The 26,440-nt window shown below is 40.3% G+C and carries 17 protein-coding genes; all 17 read right to left on the reverse strand.

The genetic code is table 11. The features are described from left to right. Nucleotides 1-112: 112 nt before the first annotated feature. The gene (locus FZC76_RS02865; protein ID WP_148986756.1) at nucleotides 113-1,735 is read right to left on the reverse strand and encodes a long-chain fatty acid--CoA ligase; all 1,623 of its coding nucleotides are present in this window, start codon (nucleotides 1,733-1,735) and stop codon (nucleotides 113-115) included. 39 nt (nucleotides 1,736-1,774) lie between these two features. Continuing rightward, a complete protein-coding gene (locus FZC76_RS02870; RefSeq protein WP_148986757.1) occupies nucleotides 1,775-2,872 on the reverse strand; it encodes a CaiB/BaiF CoA transferase family protein in 1,098 nt (365 codons plus the stop codon). Beyond that, nucleotides 2,869-4,443, reverse strand: a complete 1,575-nt coding sequence (locus FZC76_RS02875; RefSeq protein WP_148986758.1) for a fatty acid--CoA ligase — start codon at nucleotides 4,441-4,443, stop codon at nucleotides 2,869-2,871. The genes FZC76_RS02870 and FZC76_RS02875 overlap by 4 nt, the downstream gene beginning before the upstream one ends. Nucleotides 4,444-5,232: 789 nt before the next feature. Next, the gene (locus FZC76_RS02880; RefSeq protein ID WP_148986759.1) at nucleotides 5,233-6,381 is read right to left on the reverse strand and encodes a thiolase family protein; all 1,149 of its coding nucleotides are present in this window, start codon (nucleotides 6,379-6,381) and stop codon (nucleotides 5,233-5,235) included. 18 nt (nucleotides 6,382-6,399) lie between these two features. Continuing rightward, nucleotides 6,400-7,575, reverse strand: coding sequence for an acyl-CoA dehydrogenase family protein (locus FZC76_RS02885; protein ID WP_148986760.1), 1,176 nt, complete (start codon nucleotides 7,573-7,575; stop codon nucleotides 6,400-6,402). A gap of 12 nt (nucleotides 7,576-7,587) precedes the next feature. After that, entirely contained in the window at nucleotides 7,588-9,111 is a 1,524-nt protein-coding gene (locus tag FZC76_RS02890; protein WP_148986761.1) for a class I adenylate-forming enzyme family protein, read from the reverse strand. Between the two features lie 762 nt (nucleotides 9,112-9,873). After that, nucleotides 9,874-11,622 carry a sigma-54-dependent Fis family transcriptional regulator gene (locus FZC76_RS02900; RefSeq protein WP_148986763.1) on the reverse strand — a complete coding sequence of 583 codons (1,749 nt, stop codon included), beginning with the start codon at nucleotides 11,620-11,622 and terminating at the stop codon, nucleotides 9,874-9,876. Between the two features lie 296 nt (nucleotides 11,623-11,918). Then, nucleotides 11,919-12,401, reverse strand: a complete 483-nt coding sequence (gene essA, locus FZC76_RS02905; protein ID WP_187441932.1) for a type VII secretion protein EssA — start codon at nucleotides 12,399-12,401, stop codon at nucleotides 11,919-11,921. Beyond that, complete coding sequence (gene esaA / locus FZC76_RS02910; protein ID WP_148986765.1) at nucleotides 12,391-15,252, reverse strand: type VII secretion protein EsaA; 2,862 nt, start codon at nucleotides 15,250-15,252, stop codon at nucleotides 12,391-12,393. The genes essA and esaA overlap by 11 nt, the downstream gene beginning before the upstream one ends. Next, on the reverse strand, nucleotides 15,249-19,673 hold the full coding sequence (gene essC / locus FZC76_RS02915) for a type VII secretion protein EssC (RefSeq protein WP_148986766.1): 4,425 nt from the start codon (nucleotides 19,671-19,673) through the stop codon (nucleotides 15,249-15,251). The genes esaA and essC overlap by 4 nt, the downstream gene beginning before the upstream one ends. Before the next feature lie 26 nt (nucleotides 19,674-19,699). Continuing rightward, a complete protein-coding gene (gene essB, locus FZC76_RS02920) occupies nucleotides 19,700-20,887 on the reverse strand; it encodes a type VII secretion protein EssB (RefSeq protein WP_148986767.1) in 1,188 nt (395 codons plus the stop codon). Nucleotides 20,888-20,901: 14 nt separating this feature from the next. Further along, on the reverse strand, nucleotides 20,902-21,141 hold the full coding sequence (locus FZC76_RS02925; protein ID WP_148986768.1) for an EsaB/YukD family protein: 240 nt from the start codon (nucleotides 21,139-21,141) through the stop codon (nucleotides 20,902-20,904). Between the two features lie 109 nt (nucleotides 21,142-21,250). Continuing rightward, complete coding sequence (locus FZC76_RS02930; protein WP_010192515.1) at nucleotides 21,251-21,544, reverse strand: WXG100 family type VII secretion target; 294 nt, start codon at nucleotides 21,542-21,544, stop codon at nucleotides 21,251-21,253. A gap of 192 nt (nucleotides 21,545-21,736) precedes the next feature. Continuing rightward, on the reverse strand, nucleotides 21,737-21,958 hold the full coding sequence (locus tag FZC76_RS02935; protein ID WP_148986769.1) for a hypothetical protein: 222 nt from the start codon (nucleotides 21,956-21,958) through the stop codon (nucleotides 21,737-21,739). A 122-nt stretch (nucleotides 21,959-22,080) separates the two neighbouring features. After that, nucleotides 22,081-24,108: a DUF6792 domain-containing protein gene (locus FZC76_RS02940; RefSeq protein WP_148986770.1), complete on the reverse strand. Its 2,028-nt coding sequence runs from the start codon at nucleotides 24,106-24,108 to the stop codon at nucleotides 22,081-22,083. A 5-nt stretch (nucleotides 24,109-24,113) separates the two neighbouring features. Beyond that, nucleotides 24,114-24,770, reverse strand: a complete 657-nt coding sequence (locus tag FZC76_RS02945) for a hypothetical protein (RefSeq protein ID WP_148986771.1) — start codon at nucleotides 24,768-24,770, stop codon at nucleotides 24,114-24,116. A gap of 762 nt (nucleotides 24,771-25,532) precedes the next feature. Then, nucleotides 25,533-26,300 carry a 3-hydroxyacyl-CoA dehydrogenase gene (locus tag FZC76_RS02950; protein WP_148986772.1) on the reverse strand — a complete coding sequence of 256 codons (768 nt, stop codon included), beginning with the start codon at nucleotides 26,298-26,300 and terminating at the stop codon, nucleotides 25,533-25,535. Nucleotides 26,301-26,440: the final 140 nt, after the last annotated feature.

A 26,440-nucleotide genomic window follows, 5' to 3' on the forward strand; every position in this document is an offset into this window, starting at 1 on the left:
GGTACGGTTCACCTCTATTAGTGCTAAACTAGATCTTCAACAATGGGCGATATTGGGAACAAAAAACAGGCCTTCCACTAAAAGAAAGGCCCATTCTCCCTTTACAAAACTCCTACTCTACCGTACTCTTCATTTCTTTCTCCACAATATCCCGTAAAGCACGTTTCAGGAATTTCCCTACCGATGTCTTCGGTATTTCTTCCATGAAAATTACTTCATCTGGCAACCACCATTTGGCGAACTGAGGGGAAATGAAGTCAATGATCTCTTGCTTGTTTACTTTACCAACATAAGTTTCTTTCAGTACGACGCACGCGACTGGTCTTTCCTGCCACTCGTCATGTGGAATGGCGACGACGCTTGCTTCAAATACCGCCTCATGGGCCATAATGGCATTTTCCAGGTCGACAGAGGAGATCCATTCTCCACCGCTTTTTATTAAGTCTTTGGTACGGTCGACGATTTTGACGACACCTTCTTCATCTACTGTAACTACATCGCCTGTGTGCAGCCAACCATCGATAAAGGCATCTGCCGAACGCTCATCTTTATAGTACTCGTCTGCAATCCATGGACCTCGGAGGCATAGTTCTCCCATTTCCACGCCGTTCCATTCAACTTCCCCTTCTGCACCGACAATTTTCATCTCAAGGCCTGGTACCAACAATCCTTGCATGGAGCGAATATCCAGCATTTTTTCTTCATCTAAATCTGTTTGATGACTTTTCAACCTGGAAACTGTGGCAAGTGGCGTCGTTTCCGTCATGCCATATGCATGTAAGAACGGTATTCCGTATTTGGTCTCAAAGGCTTTGATCATCCCGCGAGGTGCAGCCGACCCTCCACACAATATAGCGCGAAGGCTTGAGGTGTCATATGATCCTTTTTCCAATTCATTCAACAAACCAAGCCAAATGGTCGGAACGCCGGCAGTCAAAGTAATGTTCTCACTTTCAATCAACTCTGCCAAAAGTTGAGGTGTGAATTGTGGTCCAGGAAGCACTTGTGTTGTTCCAAACCAAGTGGCGGCAAACGGTAATCCCCACGCATTTGCGTGGAACATCGGCACAACCGGCATGCATGTATCATATTCCGATAGCCCTGCTGTATCCGCCAATCCAAGTGCATAACTATGAAGCACCAAGGAGCGGTGGGAGTATACAACCCCTTTTGGATTACCAGTGGTGGCGGAAGTGTAACAAATTCCGGCCGCGTCGTTTTCATCGATATCATTTATAAAGGAGTAGTTTGGGTCTCCTTCTTCTAATAAATCTTCATAAGAGAAAACAGGATGTAAGGAAGTTGATGGGAGTTCTTCTTTATCTGTCATGATGATGAATGCTTTCACTGTTCCCAATTGATCCTTTACCCGTTCCACTAACGGAAGCAGATCTTCATCCACAAAAAGCACCACATCTTCTGCATGATTGACAATATAAGACACATGCTCGGGAGCCAGCCTGATATTAATCGTATGAAGCACAGCCCCCATTCCTGGAATTCCAAAGTAGGTTTCTAAATGGCGGTGATGATTCCAAGCAAAAGTTCCGACTCTATCGCCTTTTTGCACCCCAAGCTTTTCTAGCGCACTGGATAATCGGCGTGTCCGTTCCCCAATTTTCCTGTAGGACAAACGCTGCACGCCAGATAGAGTTCTTGACACAACCTCCTTATTCGGAAAAAACCTTTCCGCTCTTTCCAGCATGGAACTAACGGTCATTGGTACATTCATCATCTAACATTACCCCTCTCAATTAAATGAATTTAGCTTACATTAAAGCTTGTACAACCATTTTGCTGTATGTTCCCCCACAGTTGGTGCATGCAAGTTTCCGTTTGAACTTCCACCATGCATAGCAACCTTTACATTTCCTGCTTTATCCTGAAATATACTATTATTTTCCATGAAATATGGATAACGTGAAAGTTCTCCTACTTCTAAGACAGGTGTTAGGCAGCAATCGACCTCTTGGCTAAACGTTGTCCACTCTTCAAAAGTACGACTAGCAAACAACTCTTCCACACCTTGTGCAACCGGATTGCTGTTTCTTCTGATCGAAAAATGTGCTCCAAGCCATTCCTCCCGGTCCACCGCTTCGCAGAAATTCTGCCAGAATTTATATTCCAATGCGCCAAGGGCCATATATCGCCCGTTCTTCGTTTCATAAATTCCATAGCTAATGAGTTCCCCGTTCAGTAGCGTGATGCCTTGCTCCTCTCCTACCTCCTGATGAATGGACAGGTGGGTCCCCATCAAAGAAATGGCAACATCTGTAAGACTGATAGAGTGGTAGCCTCCTCGACCAGCTCGCTCCTTTTTCAACAATAGTGCTAGCACCATTTCACAAACCGCCATACTGCCAAAGTAGTCCGCTATGGTGATGGAAGGGTGAATGGGTCGTCCAGATCTATCCTTAAGTTGAGCAAGCAATCCACTTAGTGCCATATAGTTAATATCATGGCTCCCAAGCTTGCTCCAATTACCGTTGTTCCCGTACCCTGTAATGGAACAATAGATGATGTCGGGCTTTCGCAGCTTAACAGTTTCATAGTCTAGTCCAAACCGGGACATAATACCTGGCCTGAAACTTTCTATAATTACATCGAAGCCTTCAACCAAATTCAAGATTTCCCCCCTGTCTTCCTCTTTTTTCAAATCGACGGACACACTCATTTTCCCACGATTATTAGCGAGATAAACCACACCAGTTCCTTCACGCTTTATTCCAGTATGACGGGCGGGATCTCCTGCCAATGGTTCCACTTTAATAACCTCTGCTCCAAGATCCGCTAGCCGTTGCGTGGCATACGGACCTGGGAGATAGTTGGTGAAATCTAATATTCTAATGCCTTCAAGCAATTTCTCTATCATCGGGATGGTGTTTCCCCTGTCACAAGCTCTTCCATCTGCTTTCTCAAGACAAACTTTTGAATTTTCCCGCTCGCATTTCGAGGCAGAGCATCCACAAACATGTATTTACGCGGGCGTTTATAACGAGCAAGCTCAGAACTGTTCAAACAGAAAGCATCTAGTTCTTCCTCTGTCACTGTGTTATTCTTTTTCACGACAAACGCGGTTACCGTCTCTCCCCAACGGTCATCTGGCAGACCGACAATGGCTACATCCAGAACTGCCGGGTGCTCATAAAGGACATCCTCGACTTCTCGTGGATAAATGTTCTCCCCGCCGCTGATGATCATATCATCCACCCTGTCTTTCACATATAGAAAGCCTTCTTCATCCAGATAACCAATGTCACCTGAATGGTACCAACCTTTATACATGGCGGCCGCTGTTGCTTCTTCCCTGTTAAAATATGCACTCATGATGCATGGGCCTTTCACAAGGATTTCTCCTGCCTCTCCTGCTGGCAACGTATCATCTGGGTCACTTGGTCCATCTTCGTTGGGACGCACAATTCGAATTTCATGATTCAAGCATGCCTGTCCAGCAGAACCAGCTTTCCTCAGCTGATCTTTTTCAGCTAGGAAAGTAATCGCTGGTCCCATTTCAGTCATGCCATATGCTTGAACAAGGGAAATTCCCAATAAGTCGTGACATGCCCTGACAAGTGCCGGTGCCATTGGGGCAGCTCCGTATAACCCAAGATTCAGGCTGTTCAAATCATATTCATTGAAATTTTCTTGAAGCAGCATATTCCACATGGTTGGGGCGGCAAAAAACTTTGTCACCTTTTCCTCCTGGATCAGCTGGAGCACCTTTTTCGGTTCGAAATGATGGAGGATGACATTTTTTCCACCAACATGAATTCGAGGGATGACGGCACAGTGCAGTTCCGCACAATGGAACATCGGGGCGGTCACCAACCCAATATCCTCCGCTTCAAGCTTCGTGGCGGAAATGACAATTAAGCTTTGCTCTGCCATGTCCCTATGGCGATGAACGACTCCTTTTGGTCTTCCCGTTGTTCCGCTCGTGTACATGATGGCATATGTGTCGTTTTCCAGGACGTTGATAGAAACTTCATCAGTAGAAGAAGATTTTAATTTTTTATGATAAGCGGAGGAATAATTGGTTTCTTCCCCATCTATAACCCAGAATCCTGTTTCTTCAAAGCGGGCAGCAATGGAACCAACTACAGGCTCTAACGCTTTTTCATACATCACGATTTTCGGCTTTGCATCGTTTAGAATAAATGCAACTTCCTCCGGCTGTAAACGGAAATTGATAGGATTGAAGACTGCTCCGATCTTTGCACAAGCAAGCATGGTTGTTGCCAGTTCCTCTGTGTTAAAAAGTAGCGTGGAGACTCTGTCCCCTTTCCTTACTCCTTCGTTCATAATGGCATTGGCTAACCTGTTCACTTCCAAATTCCATTCTTTGTAGGTAAAACGCACATTTTTCTTCACATCATAAAGCGCTTCTTTATCCGGAAACTTTTGTACTGTGAGATCAAAGATTTTCCCAATCGTTATCGACATCTTTCATCCTCCTCCTTTTTCATGAGTTGGTTTGTCATCTCGTAATTATCATCAACGGTGCTAAGATTATTGCTTTTATTAGACAGTTGCACTGTTTCAGGACCAGCTATGGATTTTTAGAGACCTTCGATTTAGTTTCTTTTTTTATTTAAGGGCTTCGGGTGTTTAGAGGCTTTCTATTAGACAGGCTCACCTCTTCCAGTAAGACTTCGGGCGTTTAGAGATCCCCTATTAGACATTTCCACCTCTTCCAGATAGGCTTCGGGCGTTTAGAGCCTTTCTATTAGACAGTCTCTCCTCTTCCAGTAAGACTTCGGGCGTTTAGAGGTCCCCTATTAGACATTTCCACCTGTTCCAGATAGGCTTCGGGCGTTTAGAGCCTTTCTATTAGACAGTTTCTCCTCTTCCAGCAAGACTTCGGGCGTTTAGAGATCCCCTATTAGACATTTCCACCTCTTCCAGAAAGACTTCGGGTGTTTAGAGCCTTTCTATTAGACAGGCTCACCTCTTCCAGTAAGACTTCGGGCGTTTAGAGATCCCCTATTAGACATTTCCACCTCTTCCAGATAGGCTTCGGGCGTTTAGAGCCTTTCTATTAGACAGTCTCTCCTCTTCCAGTAAGACTTCGGGCGTTTAGAGGTCCCCTATTAGACATTTCCACCTCTTCCAGTAAGACTTCGGGTGTTTAGAGCCTTTCTATTAGACAGTTTCTCCTCTTCCAGCAAGACTTCGGGTGATTAGAGGTTCCCTATTAGACAATTCCACTTCTTCCAGCAAGATTTCGGGCGTTTAGAGCCTTTCAATGATAGTTGCGTTCGCCATCCCATGCCCCTCACACATAGTCTGTAATCCGTACCTTCCACCAGTGCGTTCAAGTTCATGCATCATGCTGATCATAATCCTCGCACCGCTTGCCCCCAGTGGATGACCTAATGCAATTGCTCCCCCATTCGGATTAAGTTTTGCTGGATCTGCGCCTGTTTCCTTCAACCACGCCATCGGTACCGGAGCAAATGCTTCATTAACTTCGAACACATCAATGTCATCAATGGACAGGCCTGATTTTTGCAGTACTTTTTCCGTAGCCGGAATCGGCCCTGTCAGCATTAATGTTGGATCGGACCCCACCACCACTCTTGTATGTACTTTGAATCGCGGCTTTAATCCAAGTTCCAATGCCTTTTCCTTTGTCATCAAAAGAAGGGCAGCAGCTCCGTCACTGATCTGACTTGCATTCCCTGCATGGATGACGCCATCTTCTTTGAACACGGTTTTTAATCCACCAAGCGCCTCCACCGATGTTTCCTTGCGAGGACCGGAATCATCCTTCATCATAAATGTTGAGCCATCTTCCATTGTCACTTCAATCGGCATGATCTCTTTTGCAAAATAACCCTCAGCTTGTGCTTTTAATGCTTTTTGATGGCTTTGATAAGAGAAGGTATCTAGCTCCTCACGTGTGAATCCGTACTTTTCCGCTATTCTTTCCGCAGAAAGTCCCTGATTAATGATTTCATATTTTTCCTGCAGCCTGTCACTGAATGGCGCCTTTTGATAGTTGGATCCCATCGGCACTCTGGTCATATTCTCAACTCCGCCTGCAATGACGACATCCATGTCACCTGATAGGATAGCCTGTGCAGCAAAGTGGACAGCCTGTTGACTAGAGCCACACTGACGGTCAAGCGTAGTTCCAGGCACTTCTATCGGAAAACCTGCAATCAAGGCAGCAACCCTTGCGATGTCCCCGGCCTGTTCTCCAGATTGAGTCACACACCCAAGAATGACGTCTTCCACAAGTCCAGCTTCTATCCCGGCACGATTTACAAGCTCCTTCAGTACTTCCCCAGCCAGATCATCTGGCCTGTAATCCTTCAATATCCCTTTCCTTCTTCCGACAGGTGTTCGAACCCCTTCTACAATGACGACTTCTCTCATGATGAATAATCTCCCTTCCTACAATCCTAAGTTTTTGGCAATGATCGTTTTCATAATGTCATTGGTTCCTGCATAAATACTTGCAACTGGAATGTCACGATATCTTCTTGCAATCTTGTATTCTTCCATATAACCGTATCCGCCATGAAGCTGCATGCACTGGGTTGCAATGTTTCTTGCAATCTCTGTTAGCTTCCATTTCGCCATCGATACCTTTGTTACCGCGTCTTCTCCGGCAATATGATCCGCGATGAGCTGATCAAGAAAAGCTCTTCCCATCTCTACTTCTGTTGCCATTTCCGCTATTTTAAACTGAGTATTCTGAAATTGACTGACAGGTCTGCCGAACGCTTCCCTGCTTTTTACATAGTCAATTGTGGATTGCAGCATTTCTTCTGAAGCAACCTGGGCTCCAATGCCAACCAACAGCCTTTCTTGCTGCAGTTTATCCATTAAGTATAAGAACCCGTGTCCTTCTTCACCAAGTAGATTTTCCTTAGGAACCTTACAATCCTCAAAGAATAATTCTGCAGTATCTTGAGAATGTAATCCCACTTTGTCTAGCTTCCTACCTCTAGAAAAGCCCGGATGTCCCCTTTCAATTACAAGCAGACTGACTCCTTTATGCTGCGGACGTACCTCTGTATCCGTCTTCACTGCCACGATTACTAAATCAGCATGGATTCCATTCGTAATAAACGTTTTTGCCCCATTCACAATATAATGGTCGCCTTCAAGTCTTGCAGTTGTTTTGATATTCGCTAGATCTGATCCCGTCCCAGGTTCTGTCATTGCAATGGCCGTAATAGTTCGGCCAGACACACATGAAGGCAACCATCTCTGTTTCTGCTCCTCTGTGCCAAAACTTGTAATATAAGGGACTACAATATCATTGTGTAGCGCTACGCCAATTAGTCCTGTCCCGACACGCTCGAGCTCTTCGTTGATGACGACTGAATAACCCCAGTCCGTCTCACTTCCACCATACTTCTCATCAATATCCGGACAAAGATAGCCCTGTTCCCCCATCTTCGTCCAAAACGAACGAGGAATAATGCGGTCATTTTCCCACTCATCATAATAAGGAACTGCTTCTCTTTCCAAAAACTTGCGCAAAGACTTCCTGAATTGTTGATGGTCCTCTGTTAAGTATGGATGTTTTCTTGGTTCTTTCTTTGCTGAAAGCGATTTCAAAATATTCCACCCCTATGCTTCTACTTGATTAAATTGCTGTCTCAATTGATATTTCAGGATTTTTCCTGAAGCATTTCTCGGCAACATCTCTTCCACAAATATTCTACGTGGAACCTTATAGCCGGCAAGCTTTTGACGACAGAACTGCTTTAGTTCCTCTTTATTGACCACTTGATCCTTATGAGGAACCACAACTGCACATACCGCTTCTCCCCACACCTCATCGGGCAGTCCGATAATAGCCGCCTCAAGAACTTGAGGGTGTTCGTACAACACTTCTTCCACCTCAATGGAATATACGTTTTCTCCTCCCGAGATAATCATGTCTTTTTTGCGGTCCACTAAGGTGATATTACCTTCTTCGTCAACGGTGGCCAAATCTCCTGTATATAACCACCCATCTTTTAACGCAGCTTTTGTTTCTTCCGGTTTTTTATAATATTCTTTCATGATGGATTCACCTTTAAGGACAAATTCACCCACTGCACCAACTTCAATGTCCGTTCCGGTTTCATCGACGACTCTCGCTTCGGTTAGAAATGAAGGTTTCCCGTTTTTCCCGAGGTGTTTTTTGTGACCATTAGGATCTAATAATATTCCGTTTGGCCCAGCCTCTGTTAAACCGCATAGATTGAAAAACTGATCATTTTTAAATAAATTCATGCTCTTTTTTACAAGCTCTGGTGCCATTGGTGCTGCTCCATATCCACAACGCTTGATGGAGGAAAGGTCATAACTATCAGCATTTGGTACTTGTAAAAGAAAATTGAACATGGCTGGTACTCCAAAGAAATGAGTAATTTTATGTTCCTGTATCGCTTGAAGTGTATGAACTGGATGAAAATCACGATGAATGAAGTGTGTCGCGCCAAGCACCGTTCCCGATACAAGGAATAAATTCAGTTGTGCCGAATGGAACAACGGTGCTATATGTAAAAAGCGCTCTTGCTGATTGATGCCCATACTGATCATCATAGAAAGGCCAACATTGAAGATTCTTCTGTGATCAAACAAAGCACCTTTTGGACGTCCAGTCGTTCCAGAAGTGTACAGAATTTCTAAATCATCCGTTTCAAGTACTTCCACTTTTGGATCCTCTTCATTTGTTGAAAGTACTTCCTTATAAGACATGTTGTCAGCAATGGTCGGCGTTCCCACCACAATTACATTTTCCACTGCACTGCCTGGGATTGCCTTTGCAATAGTTCCTTCAAACTCTTCGTCACAGATTACTACTCTCGCTTCTGACTGCTCTATAATATATTGAATTTCAGAGGATGTTAATCGGAAGTTCATCGGTACGATAACGGCCCCGATTTTTGCACCTGCGAAATAAGAGAAAACAAAGGTATCCGAGTTTTTCATCATGAAAGCCACTTTGTCGCCTTTGGAGATACCCAACTTTAACAGTCCGTGAGAGAATTTATTTACTTCCCTGTTGAACTGGTCGTAATTATACTGTCTCCCTTCACAATCAATGGCAAGCTTCTCAGGTACCTTTCTGGCATTTTGCGATAAATACATTCCAATGTTCATACACTTTCCTCCCTTTTATTTTAGACAACTGTATTTATGCAAAAAGTATGCCAAGACTGGTAGTTTGATTATAAAGGGTTGTTTACTTCCCCATTTGCTCCGATTTTAAAAAAAGCGTCCAATATTTGGACACTCTGTTTACACTGTATATGGTGGATGAGATTGTACAAATATTTACATCTCCCCTTCCTTTTGGATTAAGTAAATGGTAGGAAAACCTTAGTATTTATGAGCTTGTAAAAATTAATGAGACTGTGTACTACTTCACACTACCGGCATTGCTCTCCTCATTTACCTTTACCCAAAATGGCAGGATAGCGTGTTGTTTAAAGAATAGTTTCCTTAATAGATTCGTTACGTGATTTAGGGTATGAATTGGCTTTTAATCAATTGTCCGAAGATTTTTGATAGTTGACCGAAGTTTTTCAATAGTTGGCCGAAGTTTTCTGATAGTTGACCAAAGTCTTTGCATTTTTGACCGAACCTTAAAATACAAGTAGTAAAAGTTGACCGATGTAGCTTGAAAGTTGTCCAAACACCTTTGATTTCCAATTGTTATTTGTCCAAAGGGAAGATGGAAGTGTCCGAACATAATAATTCAATCAAAAATTGATGCATTTCCCATCAATACTGCAGCTTTTTTCATCATTTACTTCACGAGACCAGTAAAATTGGTTCTTAGAATTCCGAACGATAATATTAGAAAGGGGTATTTCCAATCCATAAAAGGCGAGCTCCTCAAAGAAGCCGCCTTTTATTCATTCACTTCTCATTCAGCTGGTACTTCCTCAATTTATCATACAGACTTGACCTGCTGATTCCCAGTATCCTCGCAGCCTTCGCTTTATTACCTTTTGTTTTGGTCAAAGCTGATTCAATGGCATGCCGCTCCGCACTCTCGACCATCGACTCCTCATGTGTAACCGCAGTTTCATTCACTAACACGGAAGCACCTCCGAGCATATAGTCCGGCAAATCTTCTACTTTTATCTTCCCATGCTCAGCAAAAGTCATCGCCCTCTCCATCACATTTCGAAGTTCTCGCACATTTCCTGGCCAATGATAAGACATCAAGATATGTTTTGCCTGTGGCTCAAAACCAGTAATGCTCGTACCAATAATGCGGTTTAAGTCGCTCATCATTTTTTCGGAAAGAATTTGTATATCCTTCATCCTTTCACGTAGAGGTGGAATGAATAAAGAAATGACATTCAAACGGTAGTAAAGATCTTCGCGGAACGTCCCTTCCCTCACCATTTCTTCCAAGTTACGATTGGTAGCGGCTATTATTCTTACATCTACATGAATCCTTTTCGTACCGCCAACCCGATAGAATTCTCTCTCTTGGAGCACCCTTAATAGCTTGGCTTGGAGATTCAAGGACATGTCCCCTATTTCATCTAAAAATAAAGTGCCGCCATTCGCTAAGTCGAACTTTCCAATTTTCCCTTTCGATCTGGCCCCTGTAAAAGCACCATCTTCATATCCAAAAAACTCCGATTCTAACAGATCTTCAGGTATCGCTGCACAGTTCACCACAACAAACTTTCCATCTTTCCTAGCTGAACTGTTATGAGCCGCATGTGCAAATAGCTCCTTACCTGTCCCGCTCTCCCCTCTTATTAATATGGTAGAACGACCTTTCGCTGCTTTTGCCGCACTCTTTTTTATTTTTTCCATTACTGGGTTTTCGGTTATGATATGATCCCAAGTAAATCTTGCGCTCTCTGATTTTTTCAGTTCAGTATGATAGAAGCTCGCTTTGTTTTCTGCCTTTTGAAGTCTTTTGAAAAGTTCATTGACTTCATTCAGCTGCCTGTACATAATCTTCACAATTGCACCGACCATACGTCCTTCTTGCAAAACCGGGATTCGATGAATAATATACTTGATTCCATTGATTTCATGAAAATCACTAACTTCTGCCTCTTCGGTTTCAAAAATTTTTGATAGTTGAAAATGCGGAAATACCTTATCTGTTTTTTTATGTAATACATCTTGATACTCCATGTTGAACAATTCCAAAAGTGAAGGGCTGACCATTTGAATTGTTTGTGTATCATCTGCCAGTAATATTCCATCATAGGCATGATCCATAGCCGTCTGTAGGGATTGCTTCAAATTTAATGTTCTGGTGACATTCAGTAGACCCATCACCATATCCGCTTTGGTAAACAGACCAAGGACTCTGTTTTCAGCATCAACAACGACTCCAGTTCCTACTGAACTATTTCGAACAATATCCTCCAACTCTTTAAATGGAGTATCTTCCTTTAATGAGTAGACATCTTTTTTGATAAACTCCTTGATTGGTGTGGTTAGCGGCTTCTCCTGTTTAACCATTTGAAAAAGTCTGCTTCTTGTAAAGACACCGATTAATTTTTCATCTGTATCCACAACAGGCAAGATACCATATTTTTCTTCATTCATAATGTTCAATGCTTCTGCGAGTGTTGTGCTTTCTTTTATTTGATATGGAATTGGCGTTATCATTTCTTTTAAGGAGATCACGGACTTTCCACCTTCTTGTCACAATGTATCTCTATTGTAGCTTAGTTTTGTATTTTTTAGAATATTTTATCTTTTTAACAGGAAAACTTCACTATCTGCTGAACTCCGTTCCAGACGCTTCGCTATCCATGGGCGGGCCGGGACCCTCCTCAGGCTACGCCTTCCGGGGTCTCCCCTGTCCCTTCCTCCCATAAGGAGTCTGCGCGCCTTCCACTACGTTTAGCTAGGTTACTATCATACAGATTGGTCACACTAACACAATTAACCCCCATCTCATATGGAGATAGGGGTTCAAGTTATGCTTTTCCTTTTGCCATTCTTGGTAGGATGATTACTAGTAATAGAATCAAGGCTATGGCAAGGAATCCGTATAATAGAATGGTGACGCTATTGGTCTTAGATGAGCTTTCGGAGGCAACCGCCGTTTGATACCTTGAATTGTCTTCTTTTGTGAATAGTTTCAACTCTTGAGAGGTAGCTTGGATGGTAGTAGATTTTTTTTCACCGGTCATAAATAAAGTTCCGACGAAGTCCTCTTCCGCTTTATTTTCCCGTTTTTCGAAAGTCAGTAGCTTCTGTTCTTCCGGTACAGATTCCCTGCGTTCATTAAGATTATTTTCACGCAGGAAATCGGTATTCTCTTTGAAATCCTTTTTTTCATAACTATTCGGCTCGAGAGATTCAATATCAGATTCAGCCATAGAAACTGTCCCGCTTATCGGCAGTAATACTAACAGTACACATACTGTTAGTAATAATAATGCAACCTTAGCCTTCATACGCTTCATCTTCATTCTTTTTATCGTTACTACTCTTAAATAATTTCACCAATTGCGGTAAAACAAGGAGCAACAAGAGAATGACAATTAAGGTGATTACCGCTGTCATAAAGAGTGAGCTAGAGCCATATTGAATGGACATGTACACACGTGACATTGGATCTTCATAATTAATATTTGGAGCTGTAAGTGTAAGGAATGGGCTGATGAAGAAGATAACCAGTCCAACACTTGCAATCCATCCGACTAATTTGCCCATGCTGAACCCTGCAAGCACAACCGCAGAAGCAGCAGTAAGTAAAAGGATGGTGAAAATCGACCATTGTATCGCACGATCTTCTGCTAATGGATAGATATTTAAACCATAGAGGCTGATGATCAAGCCAACAATGATATTTAGTAAAATAAACATAGAACCTTGCACAAGCATTGGGGCACTGTTGAAATAGTGGCTGAAATACCCGATTAATAGACTGCTAATTAATATAATCGCCAGTACAACAACTGGAGGAATTCTATTATCCTCTTTGCCGCTCGCAGCATCCCCGCTTATTTGCAACGGATTGGAAAGATGTTCATAAACAGGCCCATTCTTCTGGCCGTCCACATAAGCATTTCCTAGGACATTAAAGATATCATCTCTATACATTCTTGTTGCATCCACATTCGCTGCCCACTTGGCATTCAATGTGTCTGCATCATTTTGAACATTTTCCACATTTGTTTGAAGTTGCGTTGTATAAGAGACAATGTTAGCCTGGCTTTCCCCAACGGAAGTGACTATTTCATTCAATGTTAATAGTTCTTGGCTAATAGTCTGCTGTCTTGTAACTACTGTATTGCCATCATTGCCATTCGTTGGAGTTGGTTCATTATTAGCAAATAATTGAACCTGCTCCATTACTTTGTTGGCACTCTCTTCGAGGGAAGAGATGTCATTCATGATAGCTGTCTGCTGCTCTTCAATATTTGCTCTGTATTCTTCCATGAAGACGGAGAAATTGTCTTGAAGGGCCTGCATCTGCTCCATGGTAGATGGCAGAGCAGCAGTAATACTGTTCCATCCTTCTTGTTCCGGGTCAGATACATTCAGTATAGTTTGGATGTCCTCAAGAAGGGATTCAACATCTTCATCAATGTTTCTATTCAATGTTTGCTCATATTGAACAAGGGAAGCATGGTAATTTAAAAAATCTTTGGTGTTATTATTATTGATTTCCTGTTTGAAGATAGCTTCTAACCGTGCTTTTCTTTCTCCAGTTTGAATCAGATTCAAGATTTCTTCTTCTTGCTTCTCAATCTCATTAATAACAGTTTGAAGGTTATTGGATAAGGATTCCTTGTCCCCTTTTAAGGACTCAATAACTTCTTCCAGTTCAGAGATCTGTTCCAAATAACCTACAATTTCTTCTTCTAAGGCTTGCTTTTCTGCTTCCAGCTGCTCAATTATCTTCAATAATGGAATTTCATCTTCTACACCTTTAAGGCTTGCTTCTACAGCTGATATTCTTGAAGATAAACTTTCTAAAGGACTTAGAACTGACATTACTTCTTCCGGAACTATTTCTTCCAGGTTATCAATATCTTTTTTCATAATGTTCATATCAGTTGCAATCGCATTTAATTCCTTTATTTCATTCTCAAAATTTCTGTTTTCTGGAACCTCTACTTCGGATTGATCATCATTTCCTTCACTATTAGACGATGTGGTTACAGCCGGGTTAGGTTCTTCCGGCTTTCCAGGTTCTTTTTTGCCTTCCTTTTCAAGTTCAACTTTAAGATTCTCTATCGTTCCTTCCAACTCACTTAGGTCCGCATTCTTTTGTGACAAAGCAATCTTTTCCTGTTGTTCAAAGAATGCTTGCATATCCCCTGTTTGCCTGTCAACTTCTGACTTTCTTAGTTCAGAAAGCTCGGAAAGCGCGGTATTGTTACTGTCCATGCTGCTATTGATAGACTCTAGCCCACTATTGATCTCTGTACCTTCTTGAGATAAATAATCCTGCACCTGTGCATTCCGGGATGGTTGAGTAGTCGCTAAAAGCTGAATACTTCCCATGCTCTCATCCTGCAGTTCTTGTAACACCAATTGTTGGTTATCTTGATATTCTTTAAATTGGTCTACAAAATCTACAAACGAAGTTAGGTTGTCTTCGAACTGTTGGACTGTGTTTTCTCTTCCCGGTGCCTCTTGGCTGACCGTTGCAACGGTTGATTGTAGGTTTTCGAGCATTGAACGCTGTCTTTCAATTTCAGATGCAAGATTTAAGGAGGTAGGTTTATAGAATGCTAGCATGGCATTCTGGAAATCTATTTCCTTTTGCAAAATCGTATCGAAATGAGCTCTGACATTTTCTAAATCCTGTGAAACATATGTCCAATAAAGCGTTGAAATTCTACTATTGACCTTACCAGTCGCTTTTTCTATTTCACGAAGCACCTTTTCGCGATCAATGACATTTAATTGATCTTGAACCGTGTATTCAAAGTTCGCTTTTTGCGGCTGATTACTTTCATATGTCATGATGTTGGTAGAGAAATTAGAAGGTATATAAACAACTGCATCATATTTGGAGTCCTTCAGGCCATTTACTGCCGCACTCCGACCGATTACTGTCCATTCATATTTGGAATCCTCCTCAAAAATGGAGGAGATTTCCTTTCCAAACTCAAGAGCTTTATCATCCTTTTCCATTCCTGTGTCTTCATTTACTACTGCAATTACTCTTGAAGCCGTTCTTTTCACTTCCATTGGGTTTTCCCCGACAGACCCAAAGAAAACTGCAGGTGTCACTAGGATTAGGAGAATAACCAACACCATTTTTATGATATAGGTGGTTTTTCCCGTCATGTAAATACCTTCCTTTCCGTTGTGCAAAGCGGAATCTGAATTTTCATTTCTTTCCCGTTGATAACATAATAACCATATCCAGGATGTATTTCTTCTTCGTTTCGCTCATATGGCAGAGTGAAAATATTCTGCTCTGACTTTTTCATTAGTACTAGTGCTTGACGGATCTGCTTTACTTCCATTGTAAGTGTATCGTAGCCTTTTGACAGATCATTGTTACTGCCTGAGGCAACGATGTTAAATCCTAGGTGGCTATAGTTTTTTATTAGCCTCGCAAACTTGTCTTGCAGCATCGGGTCAAGTGTCTGAATAAACCTTGCATACCCGTCTATAACAAGGAAAATCGGTGGATAATCCATGGATGTGTCGCCGAATTGGACCTTTTTTAGGTAATCACTTTCTCTAGCAAGCAACTTCTGCTCCACTTCTCCCACCCATTTTGTTATTTGTTCTTTTGTTTCTAGATAAGTGACATTGTCTTCCTCCGTATAATTAGAAAGGCTTCTGTCAAAGGAATCAAAGAGTCCAATAGATTCAGCGCCCTGATCAAGTGTCGTATTCAATATTACTTTCATAACATTTGTTTTGCCTTTTTGAGCTTGTGCCACCAAGATGCAATGCTTATATTTTTCAAAATTGATAAATACAGGTTGGACATGCTCATCATCCAGTCCGATAGGAACGAGTCCTTTTCTAAGCTTGCCTTCTGTATATTTTGCAAAATTAATGACATTAAGATCGGAAGGAAGCATTGGAACGGCTTGTGGCTTTTTGTACTCTTTATACTTTTCTTTAATAGATTCGACATCTCTTTTAATGGAATCTAGTATTTCAAAATCATCTTTCCCTTCTCCTGGTAAAAAGACTTGTGAGAAGAACGCTTCATCTTTTTTTATAATCGCTCTACCAGGAATTGGTTCAGGATTATATGGGACCCTCCCTAAAATAGTGAATGCTTCACTATTATCCATCAGATAGTGAACAATTTTTGTTTTCAAATTGTTCATTAACGATTGTCGGATAGAGTTGACCCTTGTTGCCGTAAATATCATATAGATTCCCAGTGACTGACCATCCCGGACAAACTGATTGATTTGCATCTCAAGATCCTGCATTTCCTCTTTGATAAGATCAAAATTATCAATTGTCATGAAAATGATAGGTAATTTTTCTTTACTAAGAGAATTGAACATGTTAATGGAACTCACTTCTTGCTGTTGGAAAAGGTTTTTACGTCTAGCCATTTCATCCTTCAAGATACGCATGAACTTCTCGATCTTCCGTTCCTCATCCATCAAGAAGAAATCTGCCGTATGTGGAAGCTGACGCATTGGCAGCAAGGTTCCATTACCAAAATCAAAAATATAATAGTGCAACTCTTCAGGCGTATACTTTTCTGCCATACTTAACAATAGCATCAATATTGTATGAGATTTACCATAACCGGAGGAACCGAATATCCCGATATTGCCATCTTCCACTAGTTCATATTCATAAACCGTTTGCGATTGTTTCTCAGGCTCATCCTTCAATGCAAGCGAAATCAAACCTTGCTCCTCTGCCATATACTTCTTCCTTGAAAGTTTTTCTTCTAAAGGAGGGAGCCATGGGCTGTTAAGTTGTTGGATGCCCATATGTTGCTGAACGGAATGGATTTCTTCCACCACTGCTCCAATCTCCGTTTGTGCACTTTTCTTTTTATTTTTGGATGTGGATACATCGGACAATGGGACAAGCCCAAGGTCAGTAACAAATGCTACCTCATCTTCTGATTCAGAAGTATCCTCCAGATAAGGTGCCCCACTCCAAGCAGACTGGAATAGTTCATACACTTCGTTATTCCCCACTTGAAGATATCCCCTACCGGTAACGGTAATAGATGCGGCATCTCCATTTTTCAAGATTTCCCGGCTGTCATCTGCATCTTGCACTTTTAACGCCACTTTAAAGCGGGCATTACTCCAAATCTGTTCATCAATGACTCCACCTGGTTTTTGAGTCGCAAGGATTAGATGAACACCTAAGCTTCTTCCTATACGCGCTGCACTAACCAATTCGCGGATGAACTCTGGTTCTTCCGCTTTCAATTCTGCAAACTCATCGGAAATAATGAATAAATGCGGCAATGGTACTTCTACTTTACTTTGCTTATAAAGGTCTGTGTAAGCATTAATATGATTGACTTTGTATTGATCAAACAACCGCTGACGCCTTTTCAGTTCACTTTTTATGGAAGCAAGTGCCCTTGCACTGAAGTTCTTGCTTCCTTCAATATTAGTGATGACTCCTAGAAAATGGGGCATTTTTTCAAACGGCTGAGCCATTCCCCCACCTTTGTAGTCAATGAGCAGGAAAGCTACTTCATGTGGGTGATAGTGAATAGCAAGTGACAGAATATAAGTCTGCAAGAATTCACTTTTACCAGATCCCGTTGTACCTGCTAGAAGGCCATGTGGACCATGTGCTTTTTCATGTAAGTTTAGTATAGAAATGTCTTCTTTCCCTTTTAGACCGATTGGAACTGCCAAAGATTTAGAGGACTCTCTTGTAAGCCAGTTTTCTTGTATCGGCAGCATCCCCACTTCTTTTACTTTCATCATATCTAGGAAAGAAATGCTATTCGGGATGGAGTTTGTCATACCCACCTGGTGGTCAAGGGTTCTAAGCATTCTTGAAAAGCCTTCGTTTCCTTCTCTTTTATGAGAATCCAACCTAAACGGAATAGAAACTGCTTTTTTGTCTTGGATTAGAATGTCACCTTCTTGGGTATTGATATACCTCACAAGTGTTTCAATATTATCAGACAAACTTTCCTTTGAATCAGCAGCGAAAATGACTGAAATGCCGAGGTCTTTATGATCTCCCTCGAGATATTCAAGAATGACATGATCTGCTATTAATTGTTGTTCTGTAATAATAAAAACGATATGCGGTGAAAAAGCTACCTTCTCTTTGTCTTCCAATAGGTCTCTTTCTCTGAGCATTTCATAAATGGAAGAAAGCAACTGATCTCTTGTCTGTTCATTATAGATTAGACCCTTTGCAAAGGATTGGGGTATCTGAAAATGTGGAAGCCACTTCACCCATTCCCATTGTTCATATTCTTTTTCATTAAAAATAAATACAAAACGAAGGTCATGGTAACTATGAAAAAAGGATAGCTGACCGATAATCTGGTGAATTTCATTTTTCATAACGGATTCTTTCCCAATTAGTCCGATTGCACCTCTAGATAAATCCGCTACCACCGGAACATGGTCGATTTCCCGATATACCTTCTCTAAATGCTGAGATTGCTCTAGTAGATCATCAATCTCTCTATTTGCCATATCACCGGAATTGATGGATATTTCGTAACTGGATGGTACTTTGCCTCGTCCTAAACGAAATTGCAAAAAATCATGGCTTTCCAATGACCTTTCCCATATTCGATCGGAAATTTGTCCTGTAAGATATTTCATCCGTTCAAAGGAAGGAAAGTGAAACGTGAGCACATTAGTCTGCTTATCTGCTAACGCTTGTAGCTCTCTACGCTTATTTTCCAAGTAAAGGGTATAAACTCTTCTTCTGCGCTCTTCGCTTCTTTTACGGTTTGCTTTTTCTTTAAAGAATTGGACCGTAGACGTAATAAGTGTTGTCAAAAACATAACCATAGAAATGATGATGAATATGCCCCGTGGTGCAACAAGAGCAACCACCCCCATGACAATTAGCATGATAAGAGGAGGCATAATAATTAGCCACAGACCCTTATTATTATCATCTGATTCCTGTGTTGGAAATTGCAGAGAAACCTTATCATCTGGAAGCTCATAGACCATCCGCGGTGTTCTACGATAGCTTGGATACTTCTTTTGCATTTCTGTTTGTGGTCGCATTATGTCAGAGAGGTCTGTCTCATACTCTTTAAAGCTTGAAACTTCCAATATATCCTCTTCTGCCATCCTTATCTCCATAAAAGAACATAGCAGAAGGTCCCCTACTTCAAGGATTGTATCGTTATCAATCTTTTGGCCATTCAAGAAACAATTTTCATCAGAAATATTTACAATCCATTTTCTTGAAAAGTTTCTGGTAAACGAAATCATTTCTCCTTCATGGATCGAAAAAGCTACGTGCTCTCTATTCCCTAAATAATAGGTTTGTGGATTTGATGGGCTAGGAGGAGTAAGAACCATCTTTAGCTCTTTTCCTTTATCTTTCCATTCAAACGGTTGGGTGTATGTACCGCTTCCTATCATTCCACTCTTTTGTTTTACTGTGAATTTGTCCTGTTGGATATAGACAAGCAAAGAACCATCCGTAAATGGAAAATTACGGACAGTCAGCTGGTCCTCAACCTCAGAACCTACAGTAATTGTACCAGTCTCTATAGATAGCTTCTGATAGTTGACTTGATAGAATAACCAGAAATTACTCATAAACTCACCTCATCTCAACCTTACAGTTAGTTTGACCCTTCATCTTGCTCTTCTTCTAGTGCTTCAATTGCCTCTGCATACTCATCAATCTCATCTTGGACTTCTTTAAGTTGATTTTGTTTTTCTTCACCTGTAAGATCGTCCTGAGCTCTGATTTGTTCTTTATATTTCAATAAAGCATATAGAATAATCTCCGAATCTTCTAATGATCTTGCGATATCTAGCGCCGCTTGTGCCTCACCGCGTCCGATATGTATCCAATACTGATAATACTGTGGGTCGGACTGCAAGGTTATCTGGTTCTTTAGAGCATCTTTCTGCTCTTCATTTAAAGATTCATTAATGATATAGGATGTTGCCAACTTATATTGCACTACTCTTGGCATCTCTTGTGCTTCATATCCACTTAATGTATCGACTACCTGACTGTATTCACTTTGTAAAAAGTGTTCAGAACTCTGTACATATGCCGCCTGTTTCGGTTGAACGAAAAGTAAAGAATATATCACTAATACGAGCGAAGGTAACAAAAGAACAGTAAGTCCGATGGTGGCATATTTGGTGAACTTCCATCGCTTTTCAGGAAGTCGGATAAATTGTTTTTCCTTCTCTTCCAACCCTTTTATTCCATTACGGATAAATGTTAATAGTTCTTCTTCATCCTTAGCGTTCATGATAGATTTGGCTGTAGGTGAAAGTTCCAATGTTTGATAAAGTTGGAGATATTCTTTGAAGGAGTATTTCCCGTCAATGGCAGCAGCAATGACCGCTTTTGTTTCCTGCCATAGCTTTTCTGACTCTTTTTCATAGGGTGGTAGACTTTCCATCACGCCATAGTGAAGAAAATAGGGCGTTAAACTTTCATCCACCACCATATTTTCGGGACATATAAGAAGATGTAGTCTTGAAAGAGAGTGATTCCTGACACTCTTAATTAATTGAGAGGCAAAAATCCATCTGCTTTTCTCATCCTTCTTTTTCATTTTTGCGAAGGACGAAAAGGCAGGAGGGGGATGATAGATGAGTGTTAACTCGTCTTCTGTTTCTTTAATTTTCTTATGTACCGATGGATTTATTTCTTGAAGCATCCGAATTTCAGCAGCATCTTCCAATTTGATTTTCTCTTTTTGAAAGACCAGCTTAATCGTTTCACCTTCTTTAGAAAGTGTTGCGCCTATTTCTTCTTCCAGATATGTTCGACTTTGATCTGCCATGATAGATTGCTCCTTTATAATATTTCCAAACGGTCACCAGATGTAATGCCATGGTCTACAAGCTTGTCTGAACCTGATAATATCAAGTGTTTGTTTACAACTCTTACCCATTCCCCTTCCCTTGGAGGTGATGAGGGAGAGACGGCCTGCCACACGATATCGACCACTTTTTTCACTGAATGGTAATTAGATAGACGAAGGTCAAACGATTCCTTTTGGTAGTTTTTCAAATCAATTGTTATTTCTATATACATTGTTTTTCACCTCATAAAAGAAGGAACGCATTCAACTGTTATAGAATGGCGCTCCTTCTTTCTTTTTGGCTGCCCTATATGTGAAGGGAGCTAGTTGTGTTAGAACAAATTACCCGCGAATCTGGCTTGCAATTTGAGTATCAGCATCTTCAAGAGCTCTAGCTGTGTTGCTAAGCTGAACGGAGATATCCTCAAGTAATTGTTGCATTTGAATGATTGAAGGCTTCAAGGATTGGTATTGATCGCTGAATGCACGGCTAGATTCACCTTCCCATACACTTTCAAGCTCGCGGATCATGTTGTCCAAACGGTTGATTTGATCTCCAACCTGGCTACTCTCACTTCTGTAACGAGTGGACATTCCAACTAACTCTGCAGGGGTAACGCGAATGATTCCTGACATTTAACATCTCTCCATTTCTTTAATAGGTTACTTTTATTGTAAAAAACACACAACTTAAAGGTCAATTTTTATCTAGGAATTTCAGTAAAATAAGGAATTTATACCCACCTTTACCCCTATTTTCAAAAAACAAAACCTCTAAGAATAGTATTTTTTTCACAAATTGATATTTTTCTAGGTATTTCGACTAAATTAACTGATGGTTTCATTGACCTCTTCATAGAAGATCGTCAACTCTTGCCTGTTCATCTCATCTACATGTTCGTGGTATTTGTTGGAAAGGGTGGTCATCAGCCTTGACTGATCATTGGTGATAATTGTAAACAGCCGGTGATTCTTATTAAATTCCAGTAATGATTGGTCAATAACTTTACCTTTACTCAGTTTTAGTTCCGTGTTGATGATACGTGCCAACTCAACACTGATCTCTCGGACTTTTCCTAGCTCTGCATTAAAAATAAGATGCTTAAATCGCAAATCTTCATATGGTGCAAAAACATACGAAGTTTTATACTGTCCTATTCCTACCGCCCCCTTTACCGTAATTCAAAAAATTTTGAAATACTTTGATCTTCTTCAAATAAGTCTTCAATTGACTTTCTCACCCTGCTAATCATGGCCTTTGCTTTTTCAATTTCCTCTCTAAGATAATGATACATTCCCTCAAAAGAATCTTGAAACATAGGATCTAGCGGTCTGATAAACTCATGTACATTAATCTTGGTAACTTTCACGTCACTAGCTGAAACCGGGAGAAGATGACTATAATTCCTCGGATTTGCTTCCATCTGGTGAATGGCATTCATCACCCGCTGTTTCCTGAATTCCAAATCATCAACGTATTCTGTGTAATACAGTCTCCTCCATGCAGTAAGTGCTTCTTCTTTTTCCATGCATTTGTCCAGACCGAGCTGATAGATCCTCACTGCAGAAGAAAGATTGACCTCAATGGTCCTTCCATCTGTGGCGTTCTTATAACGGATTAGATCAGATCCTTCGTAACGTCGACCTTCCACTTGATTTAGTGAGTTAACTACATGCTCCATGCCATGTGCATGGGCAGCATCCCCAAACTCGCCAATAAACTCATTTGTGTCGTTTATAATTGCTTGATAACTGTTTTGAATATTGCCACTTTCAAGCTCTATCGTTTCCGAAAGCTCAATTAACGTCAAGATATTCTCATGTTGAGACAGGTTATGGGTAAAGGAGCCTCTTACAAGGTTCTTACCAATATCTAAAGCAGCACTGCCAATTGCTTCAATCATACGTTGTATGCTACCGAGCATTTCCTCTACATGTACCTGGATTAGCTTTAACAGGTCCTCACTAATTTCCCCCACCAAGGCAAGTAAGGAAGGAAGGACTTCTGTCAAATCTTGCAACTTAGCTTTAATCTCCAACGCTCTAGAAATAAACTCTTGTTGATTCGAAAAGAAATCAATTGGAAATTCTTTAACTGGATACGCAAACGGCATATCCACTGTAAAGCTTCCAAATCCGATGACTCCAATCGTCATCGGAACTCCTCCACGCTTCCACTTGGGCGGCTCAAATATTTTCTTCCAATCTTGTTTGATGTCATCAATGAGAGTGAAGAGTTCCTGGTCGATACCGAACATGCTTCTGTTAAGGCCATCTACTCCTGCTTTTTCATAGGCTGGGGCATGTTTTGCAACGAATTGTTGGATGTTTTGCAAATTTTCATCTGATATTTTATTCATGTATTTATCAATTCCACCTGTATGGTTGGAGGTATTAATTACCGTTCTTGTCCCTAAATCAAGGAATCCTCTAAAACCAATTATGGAATATAAAAATTCCTCTTTAATAGTTAAGTGATGTATGTTTTGACCTTTTTCTCCATAATATTCTTCTCCAAAATTTTTAAGGCTTTCAGGATTAATATTATAAATTTCAGACATTTCATTTGTATTAAAATGATTATTGATTTGTTGTCTGAATTTGACATCTATCAATGCTAGTTGGTATACACTTGGTGGTGCATCATTTATTGTAAAAACATCAACATAGGAAGCATTCATTAATTGTAGGGTTTGTATCAAATTTCCTCCAAGGGAGTGACCAATTCCTCTTTTCACTAAATACATTGACGAAATATCATAACCTTTAGCCCTATAACCTGATAATTCTTTTTCTACTAAACTGTTTATCTCATTAGTAACAACAAGATCGAAATCTCTAGCATCTACATATTGATTCTGTACTTTGCCTACAAAAATGCCAAAAAGGTTATATAGCCAGTCATTTGGTCCCCCTAATCCATTATCTTCAAGCGGTTCGCTACCTCTGGTAATTGTATAAGATTGATTGATTCCTACTTTTGGATCAAAAAAATGAATAACAGTCCCGTCAAATCCAGAATCCAATTCTTCAGTATCTATATAATCATCCGAATGATACAAAGTGATTTTCCCTTGAGGTTCATTACCTGTTTCTTCAATGTAAATCCTCCTAATATTCTCAACAGTTAATTGATCGTACTCCAATTGAGCAATTCTAGCTTTTAAGATTTCTGAAAATAAAATTTCTCCATCATTCATTTTAATCACCTTGATTCAAAATTAATCGAATCCAAAATTTTTGTTACTTTCTTTTTTACTACTTCGTTATTAGCCTCACAAGCCTTCTCTTTGTCACTACATGATATACTTGCGATGAAACTTGCACCCTTACTTTCATTATTAGCCTTTATATATGCAAAGTATTGATAGCTTTTATTACCATCATCAAAATCGTATATTGATTCCCCATAATAATATGTTTTATCATTTTTGCTGTACTCTTCATATTCTCCATCATAGCTAACATATGATGACAATAATTCTTTGTTTAATTCTATATTGTTAGTTCTCTCTCTATTTTCATAAATGACTTTATAAAAAGAGGAAATATTCTCCTCTTCTTTTTCAAGAAAACTTACGGACTCAAATCCATTTTTATTCCTTTCGTAACTTTCCCCTTCTATTTTACCGTTTACAGGAAAAAGCATCGTGTAGCCCTTAGTTGCAGATTCATAAAGGTAATATCCATCTTCTGTTTCAGTATCATTATTCAAAAAACTTTTAGTAAAATCATCACTTAAAGCTAAAGTGTCACTTGCACCATTCTTATCAGAGCCATTTCCATCGATTTCTGTATTCATCCCACAACCCCCTAAAAAAAGTACTGAACTTAACAATCCTAGAAGCATTGATTTCTTCATAGCCTTTCCCCCTAGGCAGTGCCATCAACGTGGCATAATATGTATTTTCTAAAAGACTTATTCCCTATAGGTTATACAAATAATCCCTTTCAAGAAAAATTTAAACAAAATTCATATAAGATTTTTCCAGTCTTTTTTATAGCTATATAATAATTACCACGTGATTTAACAGTAGTCAATTTGACTAAAATGATTGTCGAATCCTGTCTGTTAGTTAGGTACTAACTAGGAATTAATCCTTTAAGTATTTAGTAGTTCATTAGAAGGATTAATTGTTTATTACTGTACATTTTTTAACAAAAATACGTTTAATTTATGACACAAAACAGGTAGTTGGGTCTTTTGAATCATTTTTGCTATCTTTTTACACCAACATGTAGTTGGAATCACGTTCATTAAGCTACATAATTTAAGATTGTCCGGTATATATCATCCCCCCCCTACCATTCAGTCACATGCTTTTGGAGTCAGTAAATTTAAGAGAATGCATTAATTCGAATTTATCTTCTGCGTAATAATATGTAATACCATCTCGTATATAAGTCTCAAAATCTCCCGTATAATCTAAATAAGTATCAAACATGTCCCATTTAAATTCAATGTCGTTTGCTCTAGGTTGGTTATCGTATTAAATACTGTGTACTACTTAACTATGTATCCGTTTTACCGACTGGTTACCTTTGAATTTCTAAAAGGTAAATTAAAACGAAAAAAACGGATCTCATCAATGAAATCCGTTCTAATCTCTAACTATTAACATTTTTATTTCGGCTGCATCCTAATTGCTCCATCCAGTCGAATGGTATTACCATTCAACATTGGGTTTTCCATAATACTTTGGACCAGTTGTGCATATTCTTCCGGGTATCCCAGTCGAGATGGAAATGGCACCATCTTCCCTAGGGAATCCCTTGCTTCTGCTGGTAAGGAATCAAACATTGGGGTGTGAAAAAGCCCGGGAGCAATGGTCATAACTCGGACTCCAAATGACGCGAATTCCCTGGCAATCGGCAAGGTCATTCCGACTATCCCACCCTTGGAAGCGGAATAAGCTGCCTGGCCGATTTGTCCATCAAATGCTGCTACAGAAGCAGTATTCACGATGACTCCCCGTTCTCCTTCCGCGTTCGGTTCATTTTCTTTCATACGATCAGCTGCTAGCCTAATTACATTAAATGAACCTATAAGGTTAATAGAGATGACTTTGGAAAAGTCGTCAAGCGAATGAGGTCCTTTTCGGTTCAATACTTTTTGTGCCACTCCTATTCCAGCACAATTCACCACCGTATTTATGTAACCGAAAGTTACAATGCCATTATCTAGGGCCACGCGAACATCTTCTTCCTTTGTAACATCCGTTTTTACAAATAAAATGGAATCCCCGAGCTCTTCTTTTAGCATTCCACCTCTTTCTTCAGATAGGTCTGCAACTATAGCCTTCCCCCCTTTTGAAACTATATTTCTAATGGTTGCCTCTCCAAGTCCCGATGCTCCCCCTGTAACAAGGGCTACACAGTTTTGAATGTTCATAGTAAACTACCTCCTTTTTATGTACTATTAATGCTTAATGCAAAAAGCATGCCAGTAATGTTGGTAGTTTTCACAATGAAAAGTGTACGGAATCTGTACAAACTGTATGATAACCACAAAAAAAGGGACACATCACGCTC

This window comes from Sutcliffiella horikoshii (assembly GCF_008180725.1).
In the GTDB taxonomy this organism is placed as follows: domain Bacteria; phylum Bacillota; class Bacilli; order Bacillales; family Bacillaceae_I; genus Sutcliffiella_A; species Sutcliffiella_A horikoshii_B.

What these genes read in the sequence shown, in the direction of transcription:
- FZC76_RS02930 (WP_010192515.1), bottom strand. Translation starts at nt 21,544, where the DNA reads ATGTCAGGAATCATTCGCGTTACCCCTGCAGAGTTAGTTGGAATGTCC.
- FZC76_RS02875 (WP_148986758.1), bottom strand. Translation starts at nt 4,443, where the DNA reads ATGTCGATAACGATTGGGAAAATCTTTGATCTCACAGTACAAAAGTTT.
- FZC76_RS02880 (WP_148986759.1), bottom strand. Translation starts at nt 6,381, where the DNA reads ATGAGAGAAGTCGTCATTGTAGAAGGGGTTCGAACACCTGTCGGAAGA.
- essC (WP_148986766.1), bottom strand. Translation starts at nt 19,673, where the DNA reads ATGAGTAATTTCTGGTTATTCTATCAAGTCAACTATCAGAAGCTATCT.
- esaA (WP_148986765.1), bottom strand. Translation starts at nt 15,252, where the DNA reads ATGACGGGAAAAACCACCTATATCATAAAAATGGTGTTGGTTATTCTC.
- FZC76_RS02890 (WP_148986761.1), bottom strand. Translation starts at nt 9,111, where the DNA reads ATGAACATTGGAATGTATTTATCGCAAAATGCCAGAAAGGTACCTGAG.
- FZC76_RS02940 (WP_148986770.1), bottom strand. Translation starts at nt 24,108, where the DNA reads ATGAATGATGGAGAAATTTTATTTTCAGAAATCTTAAAAGCTAGAATT.
- FZC76_RS02950 (WP_148986772.1), bottom strand. Translation starts at nt 26,300, where the DNA reads ATGAACATTCAAAACTGTGTAGCCCTTGTTACAGGGGGAGCATCGGGA.
- FZC76_RS02945 (WP_148986771.1), bottom strand. Translation starts at nt 24,770, where the DNA reads ATGAAGAAATCAATGCTTCTAGGATTGTTAAGTTCAGTACTTTTTTTA.
- FZC76_RS02870 (WP_148986757.1), bottom strand. Translation starts at nt 2,872, where the DNA reads ATGATAGAGAAATTGCTTGAAGGCATTAGAATATTAGATTTCACCAAC.
- FZC76_RS02865 (WP_148986756.1), bottom strand. Translation starts at nt 1,735, where the DNA reads ATGATGAATGTACCAATGACCGTTAGTTCCATGCTGGAAAGAGCGGAA.
- essB (WP_148986767.1), bottom strand. Translation starts at nt 20,887, where the DNA reads ATGGCAGATCAAAGTCGAACATATCTGGAAGAAGAAATAGGCGCAACA.
- FZC76_RS02925 (WP_148986768.1), bottom strand. Translation starts at nt 21,141, where the DNA reads ATGTATATAGAAATAACAATTGATTTGAAAAACTACCAAAAGGAATCG.
- essA (WP_187441932.1), bottom strand. Translation starts at nt 12,401, where the DNA reads ATGAAGGCTAAGGTTGCATTATTATTACTAACAGTATGTGTACTGTTA.